The 15,420-nt window shown below is 66.2% G+C and carries 14 protein-coding genes; 11 read left to right on the top strand and 3 right to left on the bottom strand.

Going from position 1 to position 15,420, the window contains the following annotated elements; all coding sequences use genetic code 11:
* Positions 1 to 5: 5 nt before the first annotated feature.
* The 11 genes from KI609_RS22165 to KI609_RS22115 all read left to right on the top strand — a co-directional run bounded on the left by KI609_RS22165 (position 6) and on the right by KI609_RS22115 (position 12,591).
* Positions 6 to 3,122, top strand: a complete 3,117-nt coding sequence (locus KI609_RS22165; protein ID WP_226445679.1) for an efflux RND transporter permease subunit — start codon at positions 6 to 8, stop codon at positions 3,120 to 3,122.
* A gap of 100 nt (positions 3,123 to 3,222) precedes the next feature.
* Positions 3,223 to 4,425, top strand: coding sequence for an HD-GYP domain-containing protein (locus KI609_RS22160; RefSeq protein WP_226445678.1), 1,203 nt, complete (start codon positions 3,223 to 3,225; stop codon positions 4,423 to 4,425).
* A gap of 269 nt (positions 4,426 to 4,694) precedes the next feature.
* Positions 4,695 to 5,306, top strand: coding sequence for a glutathione peroxidase (locus tag KI609_RS22155; protein WP_413463352.1), 612 nt, complete (start codon positions 4,695 to 4,697; stop codon positions 5,304 to 5,306).
* A 244-nt stretch (positions 5,307 to 5,550) separates the two neighbouring features.
* Entirely contained in the window at positions 5,551 to 6,870 is a 1,320-nt protein-coding gene (locus tag KI609_RS22150) for an NAD(P)/FAD-dependent oxidoreductase (RefSeq protein ID WP_226445677.1), read from the top strand.
* The gene (locus KI609_RS22145) at positions 6,867 to 7,658 is read left to right on the top strand and encodes a DUF1365 domain-containing protein (protein ID WP_226445676.1); all 792 of its coding nucleotides are present in this window, start codon (positions 6,867 to 6,869) and stop codon (positions 7,656 to 7,658) included. Before KI609_RS22150 ends, KI609_RS22145 begins: the two co-directional genes overlap by 4 nt.
* 23 nt (positions 7,659 to 7,681) lie before the next feature.
* Entirely contained in the window at positions 7,682 to 8,905 is a 1,224-nt protein-coding gene (locus tag KI609_RS22140) for an SAM-dependent methyltransferase (protein ID WP_226450568.1), read from the top strand.
* 89 nt (positions 8,906 to 8,994) lie between these two features.
* Positions 8,995 to 9,492 carry a chalcone isomerase family protein gene (locus KI609_RS22135; protein WP_226450566.1) on the top strand — a complete coding sequence of 166 codons (498 nt, stop codon included), beginning with the start codon at positions 8,995 to 8,997 and terminating at the stop codon, positions 9,490 to 9,492.
* Positions 9,489 to 10,781 carry an MFS transporter gene (locus tag KI609_RS22130; RefSeq protein ID WP_226445675.1) on the top strand — a complete coding sequence of 431 codons (1,293 nt, stop codon included), beginning with the start codon at positions 9,489 to 9,491 and terminating at the stop codon, positions 10,779 to 10,781. Before KI609_RS22135 ends, KI609_RS22130 begins: the two co-directional genes overlap by 4 nt.
* 26 nt (positions 10,782 to 10,807) lie before the next feature.
* A complete protein-coding gene (locus tag KI609_RS22125; RefSeq protein WP_226445674.1) occupies positions 10,808 to 11,350 on the top strand; it encodes a DUF3833 domain-containing protein in 543 nt (180 codons plus the stop codon).
* A complete protein-coding gene (locus tag KI609_RS22120) occupies positions 11,347 to 12,129 on the top strand; it encodes an SDR family NAD(P)-dependent oxidoreductase (RefSeq protein ID WP_226445673.1) in 783 nt (260 codons plus the stop codon). The genes KI609_RS22125 and KI609_RS22120 overlap by 4 nt, the downstream gene beginning before the upstream one ends.
* A gap of 6 nt (positions 12,130 to 12,135) precedes the next feature.
* A complete protein-coding gene (locus KI609_RS22115) occupies positions 12,136 to 12,591 on the top strand; it encodes a nuclear transport factor 2 family protein (RefSeq protein ID WP_226445672.1) in 456 nt (151 codons plus the stop codon).
* Between the two features lie 9 nt (positions 12,592 to 12,600).
* Here KI609_RS22115 and KI609_RS22110 read toward each other — a convergent pair whose 3' ends face one another.
* The 3 genes from KI609_RS22110 to KI609_RS22100 are packed head-to-tail and all read right to left on the bottom strand — an operon-like array spanning position 12,601 to position 15,386.
* Positions 12,601 to 13,506, bottom strand: a complete 906-nt coding sequence (locus tag KI609_RS22110) for a sugar phosphate isomerase/epimerase family protein (RefSeq protein WP_226445671.1) — start codon at positions 13,504 to 13,506, stop codon at positions 12,601 to 12,603.
* A gap of 16 nt (positions 13,507 to 13,522) precedes the next feature.
* The gene (locus tag KI609_RS22105) at positions 13,523 to 14,422 is read right to left on the bottom strand and encodes a VOC family protein (RefSeq protein ID WP_226445670.1); all 900 of its coding nucleotides are present in this window, start codon (positions 14,420 to 14,422) and stop codon (positions 13,523 to 13,525) included.
* Positions 14,423 to 14,477: 55 nt separating this feature from the next.
* Positions 14,478 to 15,386: a shikimate dehydrogenase gene (locus KI609_RS22100; protein ID WP_226445669.1), complete on the bottom strand. Its 909-nt coding sequence runs from the start codon at positions 15,384 to 15,386 to the stop codon at positions 14,478 to 14,480.
* Positions 15,387 to 15,420 lie beyond the last annotated feature (34 nt).

Below are 15,420 nucleotides of genomic sequence, written 5' to 3'. Positions count from 1 at the left end.
TCTCCATGAATGTATCCACTTGGTCCATCAAGAACCCGATCCCGGCACTGATGCTGTTCGTGCTGCTGACCTTCGGCGGCCTGCTGTCGTTCAACGCCATGAAGGTGCAGAACTTTCCGGACATCGACCTGCCCACCATCTCGGTGTCGGTGTCGCTGCCCGGCGCGTCCCCCGCGCAGCTGGAGAACGATGTCGCCCGCAAGATCGAGAACAGCATCGCCACGCTGCAGGACTTGAAGCACATCTATTCCAAGGTGCAGGACGGTGGCGCGACCATCACGGCCGAGTTCCGGCTGGAGAAGCCCACGCAAGAGGCGCTGGACGACGTGCGCTCGGCCGTGGCGCGCGTGCGGGGCGATCTGCCCGGCGATGTGCGCGACCCCATCGTCACCAAGATGGACCTGGCCGCGCAGCCTGTGCTGGCGTTCACCATAGCCTCCAGCCGCATGGACGACGAAGCCCTGTCGTGGTTTGTGGACGATGCCGTGGCCAAAAAGCTCCTCACCGTGCGGGGTGTGGGCGCGGTCACCCGCGTGGGCGGCGTGGACCGGCAGGTGCAGGTGGCGCTCGACCCCGTCAAGCTGCAGGCGCTGTCGGCCACGGCGGCCGATGTGTCGCGCCAGCTGCGGCTGGTGCAAACCGAAAGTGCGGGCGGGCGCACTGATCTGGGGGGCAGCGAGCAGCCCGTGCGCACACTGGCCACGGTGCAGTCCGCACAAGAGCTGGCGGGCCTCACGCTGGCGCTCTCGGACGGGCGCCATGTGCGTCTTGACCAGGTGGCGACGGTGTCGGACACCGTCGCCGAGCCGCGCGCGCTCGCACTGCTCAACGGCAAACCCGTGGTGGGCTTCGAGGTGGCGCGCAGCAAGGGGGCGAGTGAAATCGAGGTGGGCGCTGCCGTGCAGGCAGCCCTCAAGGAGTTGAGCGCGCAGCACCCTGATCTGCAGGTGACCGAGGCCTTCAACTTTGTGCAACCGGTGCAGGAGGAATACGACGGCTCCATGCACCTGCTGTACGAGGGCGCGCTGCTGGCCGTGCTGGTGGTGTGGCTCTTCTTGCGCGACTGGCGCGCGACGTTTGTGTCGGCCGTGGCGCTGCCGCTGTCGGTGATCCCGGCCTTCATTGGCATGCACCTGCTGGGCTTTTCGATCAACGTGATCACGCTGCTGGCGCTGTCGCTGGTGGTGGGCATCCTGGTGGACGATGCCATCGTGGAGGTGGAGAACATCGTGCGCCACCTGCGCATGGGCAAGACGCCCTACCAGGCGGCGATGGAGGCGGCCGACGAGATCGGGCTGGCGGTGGTGGCCACCACGTTCACGCTGATCGCGGTGTTTTTGCCCACGGCATTCATGAGCGGCATCGCGGGCAAGTTCTTCAAGCAGTTTGGCTGGACGGCTGCGCTGGCGGTGTTCGCCAGCCTGGTGGTGGCGCGGGTGCTCACGCCCATGATGGCGGCCTATATCCTGAAACCCGTGGTGGGCGAGCACCGCGATCCGCGCTGGATGACGGTGTACCTGCGCTGGGCCGCGTGGTGCGTCAGGCACCGCTGGATCACGTTTGCCGCCACGGCGGCGTTCTTCATTGGCTCGCTGGCGCTGATACCGCTGCTGCCCACGGGCTTCATTCCGCCCGACGACAACTCGCAGACCCAAGTTTATCTGGAACTGCCGCCAGGCGCCACGCTGGCGCAGACCCGTGTTGTCGCTGAAGACGCACGCCAGCGCATCGCCGGGGTGGAACACGTGCTGAGCGTGTACACCACCATTGGCGGCGGCACGGCCGGGGGAGACCCGTTCATGGGCAGTGCCAACGCCGAGACACGCAAGGCCACGCTCACCATCTTGTTGGCCGAGCGCGGCGACCGGCCGCGCAAGCAGGGTATCGAGAACCAGATCCGCGCCGTGCTCGAAAGCCTGCCGGGCGTGCGCAGCAAGGTGGGCCTGGGGGGCTCGGGCGAAAAATACGTGCTGGTGCTCACGGGCGACGACCCGCAGGCGCTGGCCAGTGCGGCGCTGGCCGTTGAGAAGGACCTGCGCACCATTCCTGGCCTGGGCAGCGTTTCGTCCACAGCCAGCCTGGTACGCACCGAAATCGCCGTGCGCCCCGACTTTGCCCGCGCCGCCGATCTGGGCGTGACCAGCAGCGCCATCGCCGAAACCTTGCGCATTGCCACCGTGGGCGACTACGACGTGTCGTTGCCCAAGCTCAACCTCGCCTCGCGCCAGGTGCCGATCGTGGTCAAGTTGGAAGACCAAGCGCGCAAAGACCTGTCGCTGCTCGAGCGGCTGGCCGTGCCTGGCAGCAAGGGCCCCGTGATGCTGGGCCAGGTGGCCACACTGGAATACAGCGGCGGCCCGGCCGTGGTGGACCGGTATGACCGCGCACGCAATGTCAACTTCGAAATCGAACTGTCGGGATTGCCGCTGGGCGACGTCACCAAAGCCGTCCAGGCGCTGCCGGCCATCAGAAACCTGCCGCCAGGGGTGCGCCAGGCCACGGTGGGTGATGCCGAGGTCATGGGCGAGCTGTTCGCCAGCTTTGGCCTGGCCATGCTCACGGGGGTGGTGTGTATCTACATCGTGCTGGTGCTGCTGTTCAAGGACTTCCTGCACCCGGTGACCATCCTGGCGGCACTGCCGCTGTCGTTGGGCGGGGCCTTTGTGGGGCTGCTGATTGCACAAAAGAGCTTTTCGATGCCGTCGCTCATCGGGCTGATCATGCTCATGGGCATCGCCACCAAGAATTCGATCCTGTTGGTGGAGTACGCCATCCTGGCGCGGCGCGAGCATGGCATGACGCGCTTTGAGGCGCTGATCGACGCCTGCCACAAGCGTGCGCGCCCCATCATCATGACCACCCTCGCCATGGGGGCCGGCATGCTGCCCATTGCCGTGGGGCTGGGCGCCGCCGACGCCAGCTTTCGCTCGCCCATGGCTGTGGCGGTGATTGGCGGGCTCATCACCTCCACCCTGTTGAGCTTGCTGGTCATACCGGCGGTATTTACCGGCGTGGATGACCTGGGCCAAGCATTTGGACGCGGGGTGCGGCGCCTGCGTGGGGGGCGGGCTGCTTCACCGCAGTCGCAACCGTCACAACCAGCGCTACCGGGGGAGCATTGAATGCCTCTCAGACTGCGGGCAACCCGTTGAAATACGGGCCAAACACCCGGGTCGTCCCCCTTTCAATGCACGGTAGTTGTTAGATAATGTAACGAACACCATGAACCTCGTCAGCCTCAGCATTGAGTCCATCCAGATTGGCCAGCCGCTGCCTTTTGTGCTGCGGGGGGCGGATGGCGCGTTGCTGGCGCACAAAGGGTTTGTGATCCGCAATCGCGAAGAGCTGGCCAAACTGGTGCTGCGTGGGCGCGAGCTGTGTGTGGACACGGATGAGTCGGGCGACAGCCATCGGGCCTACCTTGCGCAGCTGCAACGCATGTTGATCGCCGACACCTCGCTGGGCGAGATTGCCGCGATGAAGATGACGGCGGGTGAACAGACCGCCGGCACCCGTGCAGGCAAAACCCTGCCCGCCTGGGCCGAGCTGCAGCTGCGGGCCACACAACTGCTGCGTTCTCCCACCGCCAGCGATTTTGGCGGCCGGTTTCAGGCCCTGCACGACGAGTTGGCCCGCCACTGTGAACAAACGCCCGATGCCACCTTGCTGGCGCTGATCTACCTGTCGGCGCAGGAAACACGCATGTACAGCGCGACCCACGCGATGCTGGTCAGCTGCGTGTGCATGGTGGTTGCACGCGAGATGCTGCTCTGGCCCGTCGCGCAGGTGCGGCAAACCGGGCAGGCTGCACTCAGCATGAACATAGCCATGACCGAGCTGCAAGATCATCTGGCCCGGCAGACGCAGCCCTTGACCTCGGCACAGATCACGGCGGTGCAAGAGCATGGAGCGCATTCGCAGTCCCTGCTGCGCCAATTGGGCGTTGCCGACCCGGTGTGGCTCGAGGCCGTGGGGGCCCACCACCATCGCGCGCCCGGGCCGTTGGCCAAGAAGTCCGTCGCCCAGCAGATCGCCCGCCTCATACAGCGCGCCGATGTGTTTGGCGCGCGGCTTGCCCCGCGTGCATCGCGCTGGCCGATGCCGGTGACTGCAGCCATGCAGGCCAGCTATTACGACGAAGAGCACAAGGTGGACGAGGCCGGCGCAGCGCTGGTCAAGACGCTGGGCGTGTACCCGCCCGGCGCCTTTGTGCGGCTGGCGAGCCATGAGGTGGGCGTGGTCATCCGCCGGGGCACCACAGCCACCACCCCGCGCGTGGCGGTGGTGACCAACCGCGACGGCATGCCCACGGGCGAGCCCATACCTCGCGACACCGGCATGCCCCCCTGGAAGATCACCGGTGTCGTGGCCTTCAAGGACATCCGGGTCTCACTCCCGCTCGACCGGCTGCTGCAACTGGTCTGACAAGGCCTGACCGGGCTGCCTGGCGGCACGGCTGGCGCCGCGCGCAGGTATTCGTGCCTTGAACCATGGCAGTTCTGGCACTGCACATCCCTTACAACCCGCCTCATTTTGGCCATTCCCGCTGGCAGCAGACCACTGCCTGCGCGCGCGTCGGAAATCTGAATCCAAAGCCCTTGCATGCGTGTATACCAATGAGTACAAATAAAAACTCATGTGGACATAAAATAATGAAACGGTTAAATTGGGCTTGCAACCCCACCCAAAGCCCTATGAAAAATCCCTCACGCCGCTTTCTGATCGCAACTTTGATGGCCACGTTGTGGATGCCGTTGGCACTGTTTACGCCGTTGGCGCCGCTTGCACAGGCGGCTGAAGCCACGCAGACGTGCCCCGCTACGCTGCAGCACACCTTCCCACGCCTTCAGGACGAAAAGCCCCAGTCGCTATGCCAATACGCTGGCCGCGTGGTGCTGGTGGTCAACACGGCCAGCTTCTGTGGCTTTACTGGCCAGTACAAGGGGCTGGAAGAGCTGTATGCCCGCTACAAGGACAAGGACAAGGGCTTGGTGGTGCTGGGCTTCCCGTCCAACGACTTTGCCCAGGAAAAAGGTAGCAACCAGGAGATCGCCGACTTCTGCGAAAACACCTTCGGCGTGAAATTTCCGATGTTTGCCAAGAGCAGCGTGAAAGGCCCCAGGGCCTCGCCGCTGTACCGGCAGCTGGCCCAGCTGTCAGGCACTGCGCCGCGCTGGAACTTCCACAAATACCTGCTGGCCCGCGACGGCACGCTGGTGGACAGCTATTCGAGCCTGACCGGGCCTGACAACAAGGGCCTGGTGCGGGCCATTGAACAGCAGCTGGCCCGGCCCGTCCCCCGGTGAGTGTGATGACTTCTTTACGTTTCTTTAAAAAAAATACAGTGGGGCTCTGGAACTTCGCTGTGATGGAGCCACTCTATCCATTGCGCAAGACGATTGCGCAGCGTACAGTTTTAACGTTGCGAAGCCTTTCGAACCCTCGGGTTTCGACTGACCTCCTGGAGCGCTTCTCCTCCCTCCCTCTCTTATTCGTTTCGGGACGCTTCGCAACCTTTTTATTCCGTGCACCGGCCAGAGGGAGCCGGTCATGAAAATCGCCATCATCGGCTCTGGCATCTCCGGGCTCTCCGTCGCGCACCAGCTGCGCGGCCAGGCGGACATCACGCTGTTTGAGGCGGGCGACTACTTCGGCGGCCACACCCACACCGTTGATGTCACCCTACCCGATGCGTCAGGCACCACGGTCACCCATGGCGTGGACACTGGCTTTCTGGTGTTTAACGAGCGCACCTACCCCCATCTCATCCGCCTGCTGGCCGAGCTGGGCGTGGAGACGGCCCAATCCGACATGTCGTTCTCGGTGCAGGTGCCGGGCGCCCTCGGTGGCCCAAGCCGTGGCCGCACCCTGGAGTGGAGCGGCACCAACCTCAGCACCGTGTTTGCCCAGCGCTCCAACCTGGTCACCCCCCGTTTTCTGGGCATGCTGCGCGACCTGTTGCGCTTCAACAAGCTGTGCACGCGCATGGCAGAAAAACAGGCCGACGCCGCGCTGATGCAGCCGCTCTCGGACTTTTTGCGCGAGCACCGCTTTGGCGATGCGTTCCGCGACTGGTACTTCCTGCCCATGCTGGGCTGCATCTGGAGCTGTCCCACCGACCAGATGCTGAAATTCCCCGTGGCCACCATGATCCGGTTCTGCCACAACCATGGCCTGATCCAGGTGAGCCACCGCCCCCAGTGGTGGACGGTGGCTGGTGGCGCACGCCACTACGTGGAAAAGATCGTGGCGGGCATTGCCGACAAGCGCCTGAACACCCCCGTGCGCCGCATCGAGCGCGATGCCGCCGGTGTGCGCGTGGTGACCGCAGGCCACACCGAACATTTTGACAAGGTGGTGCTGGCCACCCATTCGGACCAGTCGCTCGCCCTGCTGGCCCAGCCCACGCCGCACGAGCGCGCGGTGCTGGGTTCCATTCGCTACCAGGCCAACCGCGCCGTGCTGCATACCGATACCTCCGTGCTGCCCGAGCGCCGCGCCGCCTGGGCCGCGTGGAACTACGAACGTGCCCCGCAGCGCAGCCGCGAGTCGGCCCGCGTGTGCCTGCACTACCTCATCAACCAGTTGCAGCCCGTGCCTTTTGCGCAGCCCGTGGTGGTGTCGCTCAACCCGGTGCGCGACATTGCACCCGAACATGTGATCGGCAGCTACGAATACGCCCACCCGGTGTTCGACATGGCTGCCATCCGCGCGCAGCAGCAGGTGGGCAAGCTGCAGGGGCAGCAGCACACCTGGTTCTGCGGCGCCTGGACGGGCTATGGCTTCCACGAGGACGGCCTCAAATCGGGCCTGGCCGTGGCGGAGCAACTGCTGGCAGCCCTGCCAGGGCCCCTGGCGGAGGCTGCGTGAGCCACGCCCCAGCCACGCCCGCAGCGCCCCTCATCGGCTTTGGCCAGGTGCGCCACACGCGGCTGCGGCCCCGGCGGCATGCGTTCGCGTACCCGACGTTTTTCCTGATGCTGCCCATGCGCAGCCTGCCCGGCCTGCGCAGCGCGCTGGCCGTGAACCGGCGCGGCGCCATCAGCTTTCATGACGTGGACCACGGCGACGGCCGCGGCGCTGCGCAGGGCGGTGCGCTGGCGTGGCTCGATGAGCTGCTGCGCACCGAAGGCATCCCCGACGCCACGGGCGAGGTCTGGCTGCACTGCTACCCGCGTGTGCTGGGCTACACCTTCAAGCCCGTGAGCTTCTGGTACTGCCACCGTGCCGACGGCAGCCTGCGCGCCATCGTGGTGGAGGTGAACAACACCTTTGGCGAGCGCCACTGCTACTTGCTCGATGCCCCGCACTACGGCGTGGAACAGCAGGCGCGCAAGGTGTTCCATGTGTCGCCGTTTTGCGAGGTGAACGGCGGCTACCGCTTCCGCTTCATGCGCACCGAGGCGGGGGCGCAGGATGCTGGCCGCACCGTGGTGCGCATCGACCACGACGACGACACCGGGCCGCTCATCCAGACCAGCGTGAGCGGCACCCTGCACGCCATCACTGCACAGACGCTGCGCCAGGCGCTCTGGGGCTACCCCGCCATGACACTGGCCATCATGGCCCGCATCCACTGGCACGCACTGCAGCTGTGGCGCAAGCGCGTGCGTTTCCATCGCAAGCCCGAGGCGCCCGCCGCCGCCGTGACCCGTTGATTTCCATGACGAACGAGAACGCCATGAACTCCACCACCGCCCCCCGCTCTGCCCAGACCCTGCCTGCGGGCACCCCGGCCGCAGCCCGCACCGCGCTCAAGCTGTTGCAGCGCCTGCAGCACGGCCACCTCACGGTGCAGCTGCCCGACGGCACCCTGCAGCACTTCGGGCACGGCGATGGCCCGTCGGCGGCCATCACGCTCAAGAACTGGAACGTGTGCAGCGCCGCGCTCCGATCGGGCGACATCGGCTTTGCCGAGAGCTACATCGCGGGCGACTGGACCACCCCCCACCTCACCGACCTGCTCAGGCTCTTTGTCGCCAACCGCCAGCACGTGGAAGGCGTGATCTATGGCACCTGGGCCGGCCGCCTGCTGTACCGCATCAAGCACCTGCTCAACCGCAACACGCGGGCCAACAGCCAGAAGAACATCCACGCCCACTACGACCTGGGCAATGCGTTCTACGAACTCTGGCTGGACGACACGATGAACTACTCGTCCGCCTGGTTCGAGGGCGATGCAGGCGGCGACATGCGCGCTGCCCAGCACGCCAAGGTGCGGCGCGCGTTGCGCATGGCCGGTGTACAGCCAAACTCCCGGGTGCTGGAGATTGGCTGCGGCTGGGGCGCGCTGGCCGAGATGGCGACCACGGAATTTGGCGCATCCCTCACTGGCGTCACGCTGTCCACCGAGCAGCTCGCGTTTGCCCAGAAGCGCATGGCGGCGCATGGGGTGCAAGCCAAGGCGGACTTGCGCCTGCAGGACTACCGCGACATCCACGACGGCCCGTACGACGCGATCTGCTCCATCGAGATGGTCGAGGCCGTGGGCAGCGAGTACTGGCCCACCTACTTTCAGTCGGTGAACCGCCTGCTCAAGCCCGGCGGCAAGGCGTGCATCCAGAGCATCGTCATCGACGACAGCCTGTTCGACCGCTACATCAGCTCCACCGACTTCATCCAGCAGTACATCTTCCCCGGCGGTTGCCTGCCTTGCCCCCGGGAGTTCCGCCGCGAGGCCGCGGCGGCAGGGCTGCGTGTGGTGGACGAGTTTGCGTTTGGCCAGGACTACGCCGAAACCCTCAAGCGCTGGCGCGAGCGCTTCCTCGCGCAGCGCACGCAGATCCTGCAGCTGGGGTTTGACGAGCGCTTCATGCACATCTGGGAGTTCTACTTGGCGTACTGCGAAGCGGCATTTGCGATGAGCAACATCAACCTGGTGCAGTACACGCTGGCGAAGGATTGATTGCTATGAAAAACATAGCTGTTACCGCTTTATGGATAAGCGCTGGAGCCTTTTTTTATTCAAATTCCGCTATCGCACAGGCCGTGCCGATGGCCCAGGCGGCAGAGCAGGCCACGGCCGCGCCGCTGTCGGACGTGCGCCTGGCGGGCCAGGGCGTGCTGCGGTTTGTGGGTTTCGAGATCTACCGCGCACGCCTGTGGGTTTCACCCGGTTTTGATGCCGACCACTACGCCGCCCAGCCGCTTGCGCTGGAGCTGACCTACCACCGCGATTTCACGGCGCAGGCCATTGCCAAACGCTCGCTCGAAGAGATGCGGCGCGTGGGCCGCTTCACGCCCGAGCAGGCTGCCCGCTGGCAGCAGGCGCTGCAGGCCGCGCTGCCGGATGTGAAGTCGGGCGACCGCCTGCTGGGCATTCACCAGCCGGGCGTGGGTGCGGTGTTCAAGATGGCGGGGCGTGTCGTCGGTGAGGTGCCGGACGCCGAGTTCTCGCGCCTGTTCTTCGGCATCTGGCTCTCGCCGCAGACCTCCGAACCCGGGCTGCGCCAGGAGCTGCTGGCCGCCACCCGCACTGCAGGCCAACCATGACCTCCATGCAGCCCATCCGCGCCAGCGACGGCCTGGCCTATGGGCTGCTGGGCCTGCCGTTGGCGTTTGTGGCGCTACCGCTGTATGTGCTGCTGCCCAACCACTATGCGCGCGAGTTCGGCATGCCACTGGCCACGCTGGGCTCGGTGCTGCTGGTGGCGCGGCTGTTTGATGCGGTGTCCGACCCGCTGCTGGGCCGCCTGTCCGACTACCTGTTCGGCCGCTCGGTGCGCGCCGTGCTGGCGGTGGGCGCGGTGTCGGCGGGGGTGCTGGCACGGGGGCTGACCAGCCTGTTCTTTCCCCTGGTGCGCGGGGCCGATGCGCTGGTCGCCTGGGCGCTGGTGGCATTGCTCATCACTTACACCGCCTACAGCCAGCTCAGCATTGCACACCAGTCCTGGGGCGCACGCCTGGGCGGCGACGAGCTGCAGCGTGGCCGCATCGTGGCCTGGCGCGAGGGTGCTGCACTGGTCGGCGTGGTGCTGGCATCGGTGCTGCCCGCGCTGCTGGGCCTGCCGGTGATGCTCAGCGTGTTTGCCATCACCCTGCTGCTCGGCTGGTGGGCGTGGACCCGAGCCCCGCGCCCCGCAAACCATGCGGATGAGATGGCGGGGGTGTACCGCCCCCCGCAGCGCGCCAGCCTGTGGCGGCCCTGGGGCCGCCCTGCCTTCCGCCGCCTGCTGGCGGTGTTCATGCTCAACGGCATTGCCAGCGCCATACCGGCCACGCTGGTGCTGTTTTTTATTCAGGACCGGCTGCAGGCCCCGCCCGCGCAGGAGCCCATGTTCCTCGCGGCCTATTTCGTGTGCGCTGCGCTGTCCATCCCGCTGTGGCTGCGTGCCGTGGCGCGCTGGGGCCTGGCGCGCACCTGGTTGGCGGGCATGCTGCTGGCGATTGCCGTGTTTGTGTGGACTGCGTTTCTGGGCGCGGGTGATGTGGTGCCGTTCCTCGTCGTCTGTGCGCTGTCCGGCGTGGCCCTGGGCACCGACTTGGCCCTGCCCAGCGCCCTGCTGGCTGGCGTGATTGCCGCCGAGGGCGACAGCGGCCAGCACGAGGGCGCGTACTTTGGCTGGTGGAACTTTGCCACCAAGCTCAACTTGGCACTGGCGGCAGGCCTGGCGCTGCCCCTGCTGGGATGGCTGGGCTACAGCCCCGGAACGCGCAGCGATGACGGTTTGCAGACCCTCGGCCTGGCCTATGCGGTGCTGCCCTGCGTACTCAAGTTCACCGCTGCGGCCGCGCTCTATCTCCTCATTCTGCGGCGCCCGCGTGGCGCGGCGATTGTTTGAATTCGAACCGACCAAGGCCCACCACCATGATGCAAAGACGTCTCCTCCTTTCGGCCGCTGTGGCCGCACCCGTGGTGCTGTCTGGCTGCGCCAGCCAGAACCTCGATGGCTACGCCAGCGAAAAACCGGTGCTGGACCTGGCCCAGTATTTCAACGGCAAGATCGACGCCTACGGCATCTTCCAGGACCGCAGCGGCCAGATCGTCAAGCGCTTCACCGTGGTCATGGACTGCACATGGAAAGGCAACGAGGGCGTGCTCGACGAAGCCTTCACCTACTCCGACGGCACCACGCAACGCCGCATCTGGCGGCTGACGAAGCATGCCGACGGCCGCTACACCGGCACCGCCGACGATGTGGTGGGCACGGCCAACGGCCAGACGCGGGGCAATGCCTTCCGCTGGAACTACACGCTGGCGCTGCCCGTGGAAGGGAAGGTCTACAACGTGGACCTGGACGACTGGATGTACCTCATTGACGACCGCGTGATGCTCAACCGCGCCACCATGAGCAAGTTCGGATTCCGCCTGGGCGAGATCACCCTGTCCTTCACCAAACGCGCACCATGAGCCTCAATCCTCCCCTGCGCGACTGGCATGGCTGCCGGGCCTGGCTCATCGGGGCCAGCAGCGGCATTGGCCGGGCCACAGCGGCTGCGCTGCATGCGCGCGGCGCGCAGGTCATCGTGTCGGCCCGCAGCGGCGATGCGCTGAACGCCTTTGTTGTGCAGCACCCCGACAGCACGGCGCTGGCTTTTGACACCGCCGAACCGGCACAGGTGCAGGCCGCCGCCGCGCAGGTGCTGGCGGGTGGTGTGCCCGACATGGTGTGCTATTGCGCGGGCTACTACCGCGACATGCGCGCCACCGACTTCGACCTGGACGTGATGCTGCGCCACGAGCAGATCAACTACAACGGCGTGCTGCATGTGCTGGCTGGTGTGTTGCCCGCCATGCTGACCGCAGCGCAGGCCGGGCGCCCGGGCCATGTGAGCCTGATCAGCAGCGTGGCGGGCTTTCGGGGGCTGCCCAAGAGCCTGGCCTATGGCCCCACCAAGGCGGCCCTCATCAACCTGGCCGAGGCGCTCTACCTGGACATGCATGACCTGGGCATGGGCGTGAGCGTGATCAACCCGGGCTTTGTGGCCACGCCGCTCACGGCGGGCAACGACTTCACCATGCCGGCCCTCATCTCACCCGAGGCAGCGGCGGCGGCCATCGTGCAGGGCTGGGAGCGGGGGCATTTCGACATCCACTTTCCCAAGCGCTTCACCCGGGTCATGAAACTGCTGCGCGTGTTGCCGTATCGGTGGTACTTTCCGGCCGTCCGCAAGTTCACGGGACTCTGATCTTCTATGCAGCCCCTTTACACAGCACCCGCCACGGAAGAAGCCGTCACGCGCGTCATTGCGTTCTTTGAAAACCTGTCGCCCGCCGATGTGGCGACCATCGGCCAGTTCTATGCGCCCCAGGCGCGCTTCAAGGACCCGTTCAACGAGGTGCAGGGCGTGCCTGCCATCCAGGGCATCTTTGCCCACATGTTCGAGGCACTGGAGCAACCGCGTTTTGTGGTCACGGGCCGCGTGGTGCAGGGCTCACAGTGCTTTTTGACCTGGGACTTCCTGTTCGCGTTCAAGGACTTTCACAAGGGTGTGACGCAGACGGTGCGTGGTGCCTCGCACCTGGTGCTGGACGAACAAGGCCTGGTGACGCTGCACCGCGACTACTGGGATGCGGCCGAAGAGCTGTACGAAAAGCTGCCCGTGGTGGGCGCACTGATGCGCTGGCTCAAGAAGCGCGCCAACAGCTAGGGATGCTCTTCAGCCGACAGCCCGGATGCGCGAATGCCCGGGCAAGGGCACGGCGCGTTGCAGTACCCCTTCGGCCAGCCACAGCGCACTGTTCCACGCGCGCTGCGCCACATAGGGCAGGGGCAGCTGCTGGTAGTCGTCGTTGAAGACCTCAAAACTGTAGTTGCCCTGATAACCCATGCCATCGAGCGTGCGCACCAGCTCGGCCAGCGCCCGGCTGTGCACGCCCTCACCCGGGAACACGCGAAAGTGCCGCGCGGTCTCGATGCGCTCCTGCACCGTGCGCGTTTCCTGCCACATGAAGTCCGACAACTGCACAAGGTAGATCCTGGCGGGGTCCACGTCCGTGAGCGCCGAGAGCGGCGTGCTGGTGGCGAACTGGTGGTACGAATCAATGGCCAGCCCGAGGTTGGGGCAATCAGCCTGCTCCACGGCTGCCCAGGCCTGGTGCACTTCGTTGATGTGGCGGCCCCACGAGAGGCCTTCAAACGCCACGCGAATGCCGTGTGGCAACGCCAGCAGGGCCAGCTTGCGCAGGTCACGCGCAACGGCTTCGGCATCCGCCGTGGCGTGCGATGACGTGGAGCTGCAGGCCAGCAGCACGGGCGCGCCCAGGTCGCGCGCCATCAGGATCATCTGCTTGGCAATGTCCACCTTGTAGCTGTGCAGATGGCCCGACAGGCCTTCAAAATCGCGCAGCACCTGAAAGCCCGTCACCCGCAGGCCGCTGTTGCGCACGGCGTGCACGGCGGCCTCAATGCCCTGTGGGTGGCCCACGATGTCGCGCGCGGCCAGCATGATCTGGCCAAAGCCTGCCGCCTTGACGGCGGCGAGCTTGGCCTCCAGCGGGCCGGCCAGGCTGATGGTGTCCATGCCGAAGTCGGCGACGTTGCGTTGCATGGTGGATGTGCGCATGGGGCAGTCTCCAGGCTCAGCGGGCGCTCCGCACCAGCTCGAAGCTGGGTGCGCCTGCATCTGCGCGGGTGAGGGCGCCGCGCGTGCCGGTGTGTACGCCCGTGGGGGACTCGACAAAGTCCACACCGCGCGCACGCAGCGCTTGCACCGTGGCCAGCACGTCGGGTGTGCCAAAGGCCACGCGCTGCAGCAGTTCCTCCGGGTCGGCATCGAGCGCATCGACCAGCGGCTCGATGAGCTGCCAGTGCAGCGTGCCGCAAGGGCTGGCCAGGATGCGGCCGTGTGTGAGCACACCAAACGACAGCTCGGGCGACAGCTCGGCAAAACCGAACAGCTCTGCGTAGAAATGGATCCAGTCCTGCGCGCGGCCCAGGCCGATGTACTGCACCACGCCAAACAGGTGCAGGCCCTGCAGCGCGGGCGGGCGCGGGTTGACGGTGGGGATGGGCACAAAGTCCACGTCGTAGATCGAGAACTCCTTGTACCGATCCACAAAGTAGATGCGGCTCGCCCCCACGCCATGAATGGCGGGGATGTTCAGCTCCATCACCTCGACCTCGGTGTGCACGGCCCAGGCGCCCAGTTCGAGCACCCGGCGGTAGGCGGCGGCTGCGTTGTTGACGCGGAACGCAGCAGCGGCGAGCACCGGCGCTTCGGTGAGCGCGGGCGGCGCCTGTACGCTGGTGCGCTCATTGTCCTGGTGGGCGTTGACGATGATGTTCATGTCGCCCTGGCGGTACAGCAGCACCTCGCGCGAGCGGTGGCGCGCCACGGGCTGAAAGCCCATGCGCTCCAGCGCCTGGCCCAGCACCTGCGGGCGGCTGGTGGCGTATTCGATGAACTCCACCCCTTGCAGGCCCAGGGGGTTGGGCATGTCGCCCAGCGCTTCACGGGTGGCCATCATTGGGGTGCTCATCGGTTTAACTCCTGGGGGCTGGGTGACGTTGGTAGGGGGAGATTGGAGCGGCGACCTAGCGGGCGCTGACAAGTCGGCGAAAGTGGGCGTCCATGCGGCTTGCGTCAGGGGTCACGCCGTTGAACAGCTCAAAGGCACCCACGGCCTGGCCCACGGCCATGCCACCGCCGTCCGACACGCTGCAGCCGATGCCGCGCGCCGCCTTGAGCAGGGCCGTATCGAGAGGGAAATACACCACCTCGGACACCCACATCGCAGGGTGCAGCAGGTGCACGTCCAGCGGCAGCCCCGGCAGCTTGTCCATCCCTGTGGGGGTCGCGTGAATGAGGCCCGTGGCCTGCGCCATTGCGGCATGGATGTCAGCGGCTTCGGCGCGCTGGCCATACAGTGCGTTGACGTCGCGGGCCAGTTGCGCGGCCCGCGCGGGCTGCGCGTCCACGATGCTCAGGTGTCGGGCGCCCAGGCGCAAAACGGCGTGTGCAATGGCGGCACCCGCGCCGCCTGCGCCCAGCAGCACCACACGGCTCAGGTCTGCGTGGGGCAGGCTGTGGGTGAAGCCCCAGGCCCAGCCCGATCCGTCGGTGTTGTGCCCCACGAGTTGGCCGCCTTGCACGACCACCGTATTGACTGCGCCCATGGCGCGGGCCTCTTCGGAGAGCCCGTCAAGATAGGGAATCACCGCTTGCTTGCAGGGGTAGGTCACGTTGCAGCCTGCGTAGCCCATGATGCGCACCGCCGACAGCAAGGTGGGCAGCTGTGCGGGTGTCGAGGCCGAGCGGTCAAGGTCGATCAGCTGGTAGTGCAGGCGCATGCCATGGTGGCGGGCTTCTTCTTCGTGCAGTGCGGGCGATAGCGACTGCTGGATGCCGGCGCCAATCAGCCCTATCAGCACCTTGCGGGGACTGGCGGAGTGCGTGGTGGACGCCGCGGGGGTGACCGCGGGATCAAGGAGCTGTGTGCTCATGGGGAAATGGGTGGGAGCGCCTCCGCCTGGTGGG

Source organism: Acidovorax radicis, assembly GCF_020510705.1.
Classification (GTDB): domain Bacteria; phylum Pseudomonadota; class Gammaproteobacteria; order Burkholderiales; family Burkholderiaceae_C; genus Acidovorax; species Acidovorax radicis_A.
This window is presented reverse-complemented; position numbering and strand designations above follow the sequence as displayed.

Excerpts from the sequence above, each read along its gene's own strand:
- KI609_RS22165 (WP_226445679.1), top strand. The coding sequence starts at position 6 with ATGAATGTATCCACTTGGTCCATCAAGAACCCGATCCCGGCACTGATG.
- KI609_RS22160 (WP_226445678.1), top strand. The coding sequence starts at position 3,223 with ATGAACCTCGTCAGCCTCAGCATTGAGTCCATCCAGATTGGCCAGCCG.
- KI609_RS22155 (WP_413463352.1), top strand. The coding sequence starts at position 4,695 with ATGAAAAATCCCTCACGCCGCTTTCTGATCGCAACTTTGATGGCCACG.
- KI609_RS22150 (WP_226445677.1), top strand. The coding sequence starts at position 5,551 with ATGAAAATCGCCATCATCGGCTCTGGCATCTCCGGGCTCTCCGTCGCG.
- KI609_RS22140 (WP_226450568.1), top strand. The coding sequence starts at position 7,682 with ATGAACTCCACCACCGCCCCCCGCTCTGCCCAGACCCTGCCTGCGGGC.
- KI609_RS22135 (WP_226450566.1), top strand. The coding sequence starts at position 8,995 with ATGGCCCAGGCGGCAGAGCAGGCCACGGCCGCGCCGCTGTCGGACGTG.
- KI609_RS22130 (WP_226445675.1), top strand. The coding sequence starts at position 9,489 with ATGACCTCCATGCAGCCCATCCGCGCCAGCGACGGCCTGGCCTATGGG.
- KI609_RS22125 (WP_226445674.1), top strand. The coding sequence starts at position 10,808 with ATGATGCAAAGACGTCTCCTCCTTTCGGCCGCTGTGGCCGCACCCGTG.
- KI609_RS22120 (WP_226445673.1), top strand. The coding sequence starts at position 11,347 with ATGAGCCTCAATCCTCCCCTGCGCGACTGGCATGGCTGCCGGGCCTGG.
- KI609_RS22115 (WP_226445672.1), top strand. The coding sequence starts at position 12,136 with ATGCAGCCCCTTTACACAGCACCCGCCACGGAAGAAGCCGTCACGCGC.
- KI609_RS22110 (WP_226445671.1), bottom strand. The coding sequence starts at position 13,506 with ATGCGCACATCCACCATGCAACGCAACGTCGCCGACTTCGGCATGGAC.
- KI609_RS22105 (WP_226445670.1), bottom strand. The coding sequence starts at position 14,422 with ATGAGCACCCCAATGATGGCCACCCGTGAAGCGCTGGGCGACATGCCC.
- KI609_RS22100 (WP_226445669.1), bottom strand. The coding sequence starts at position 15,386 with ATGAGCACACAGCTCCTTGATCCCGCGGTCACCCCCGCGGCGTCCACC.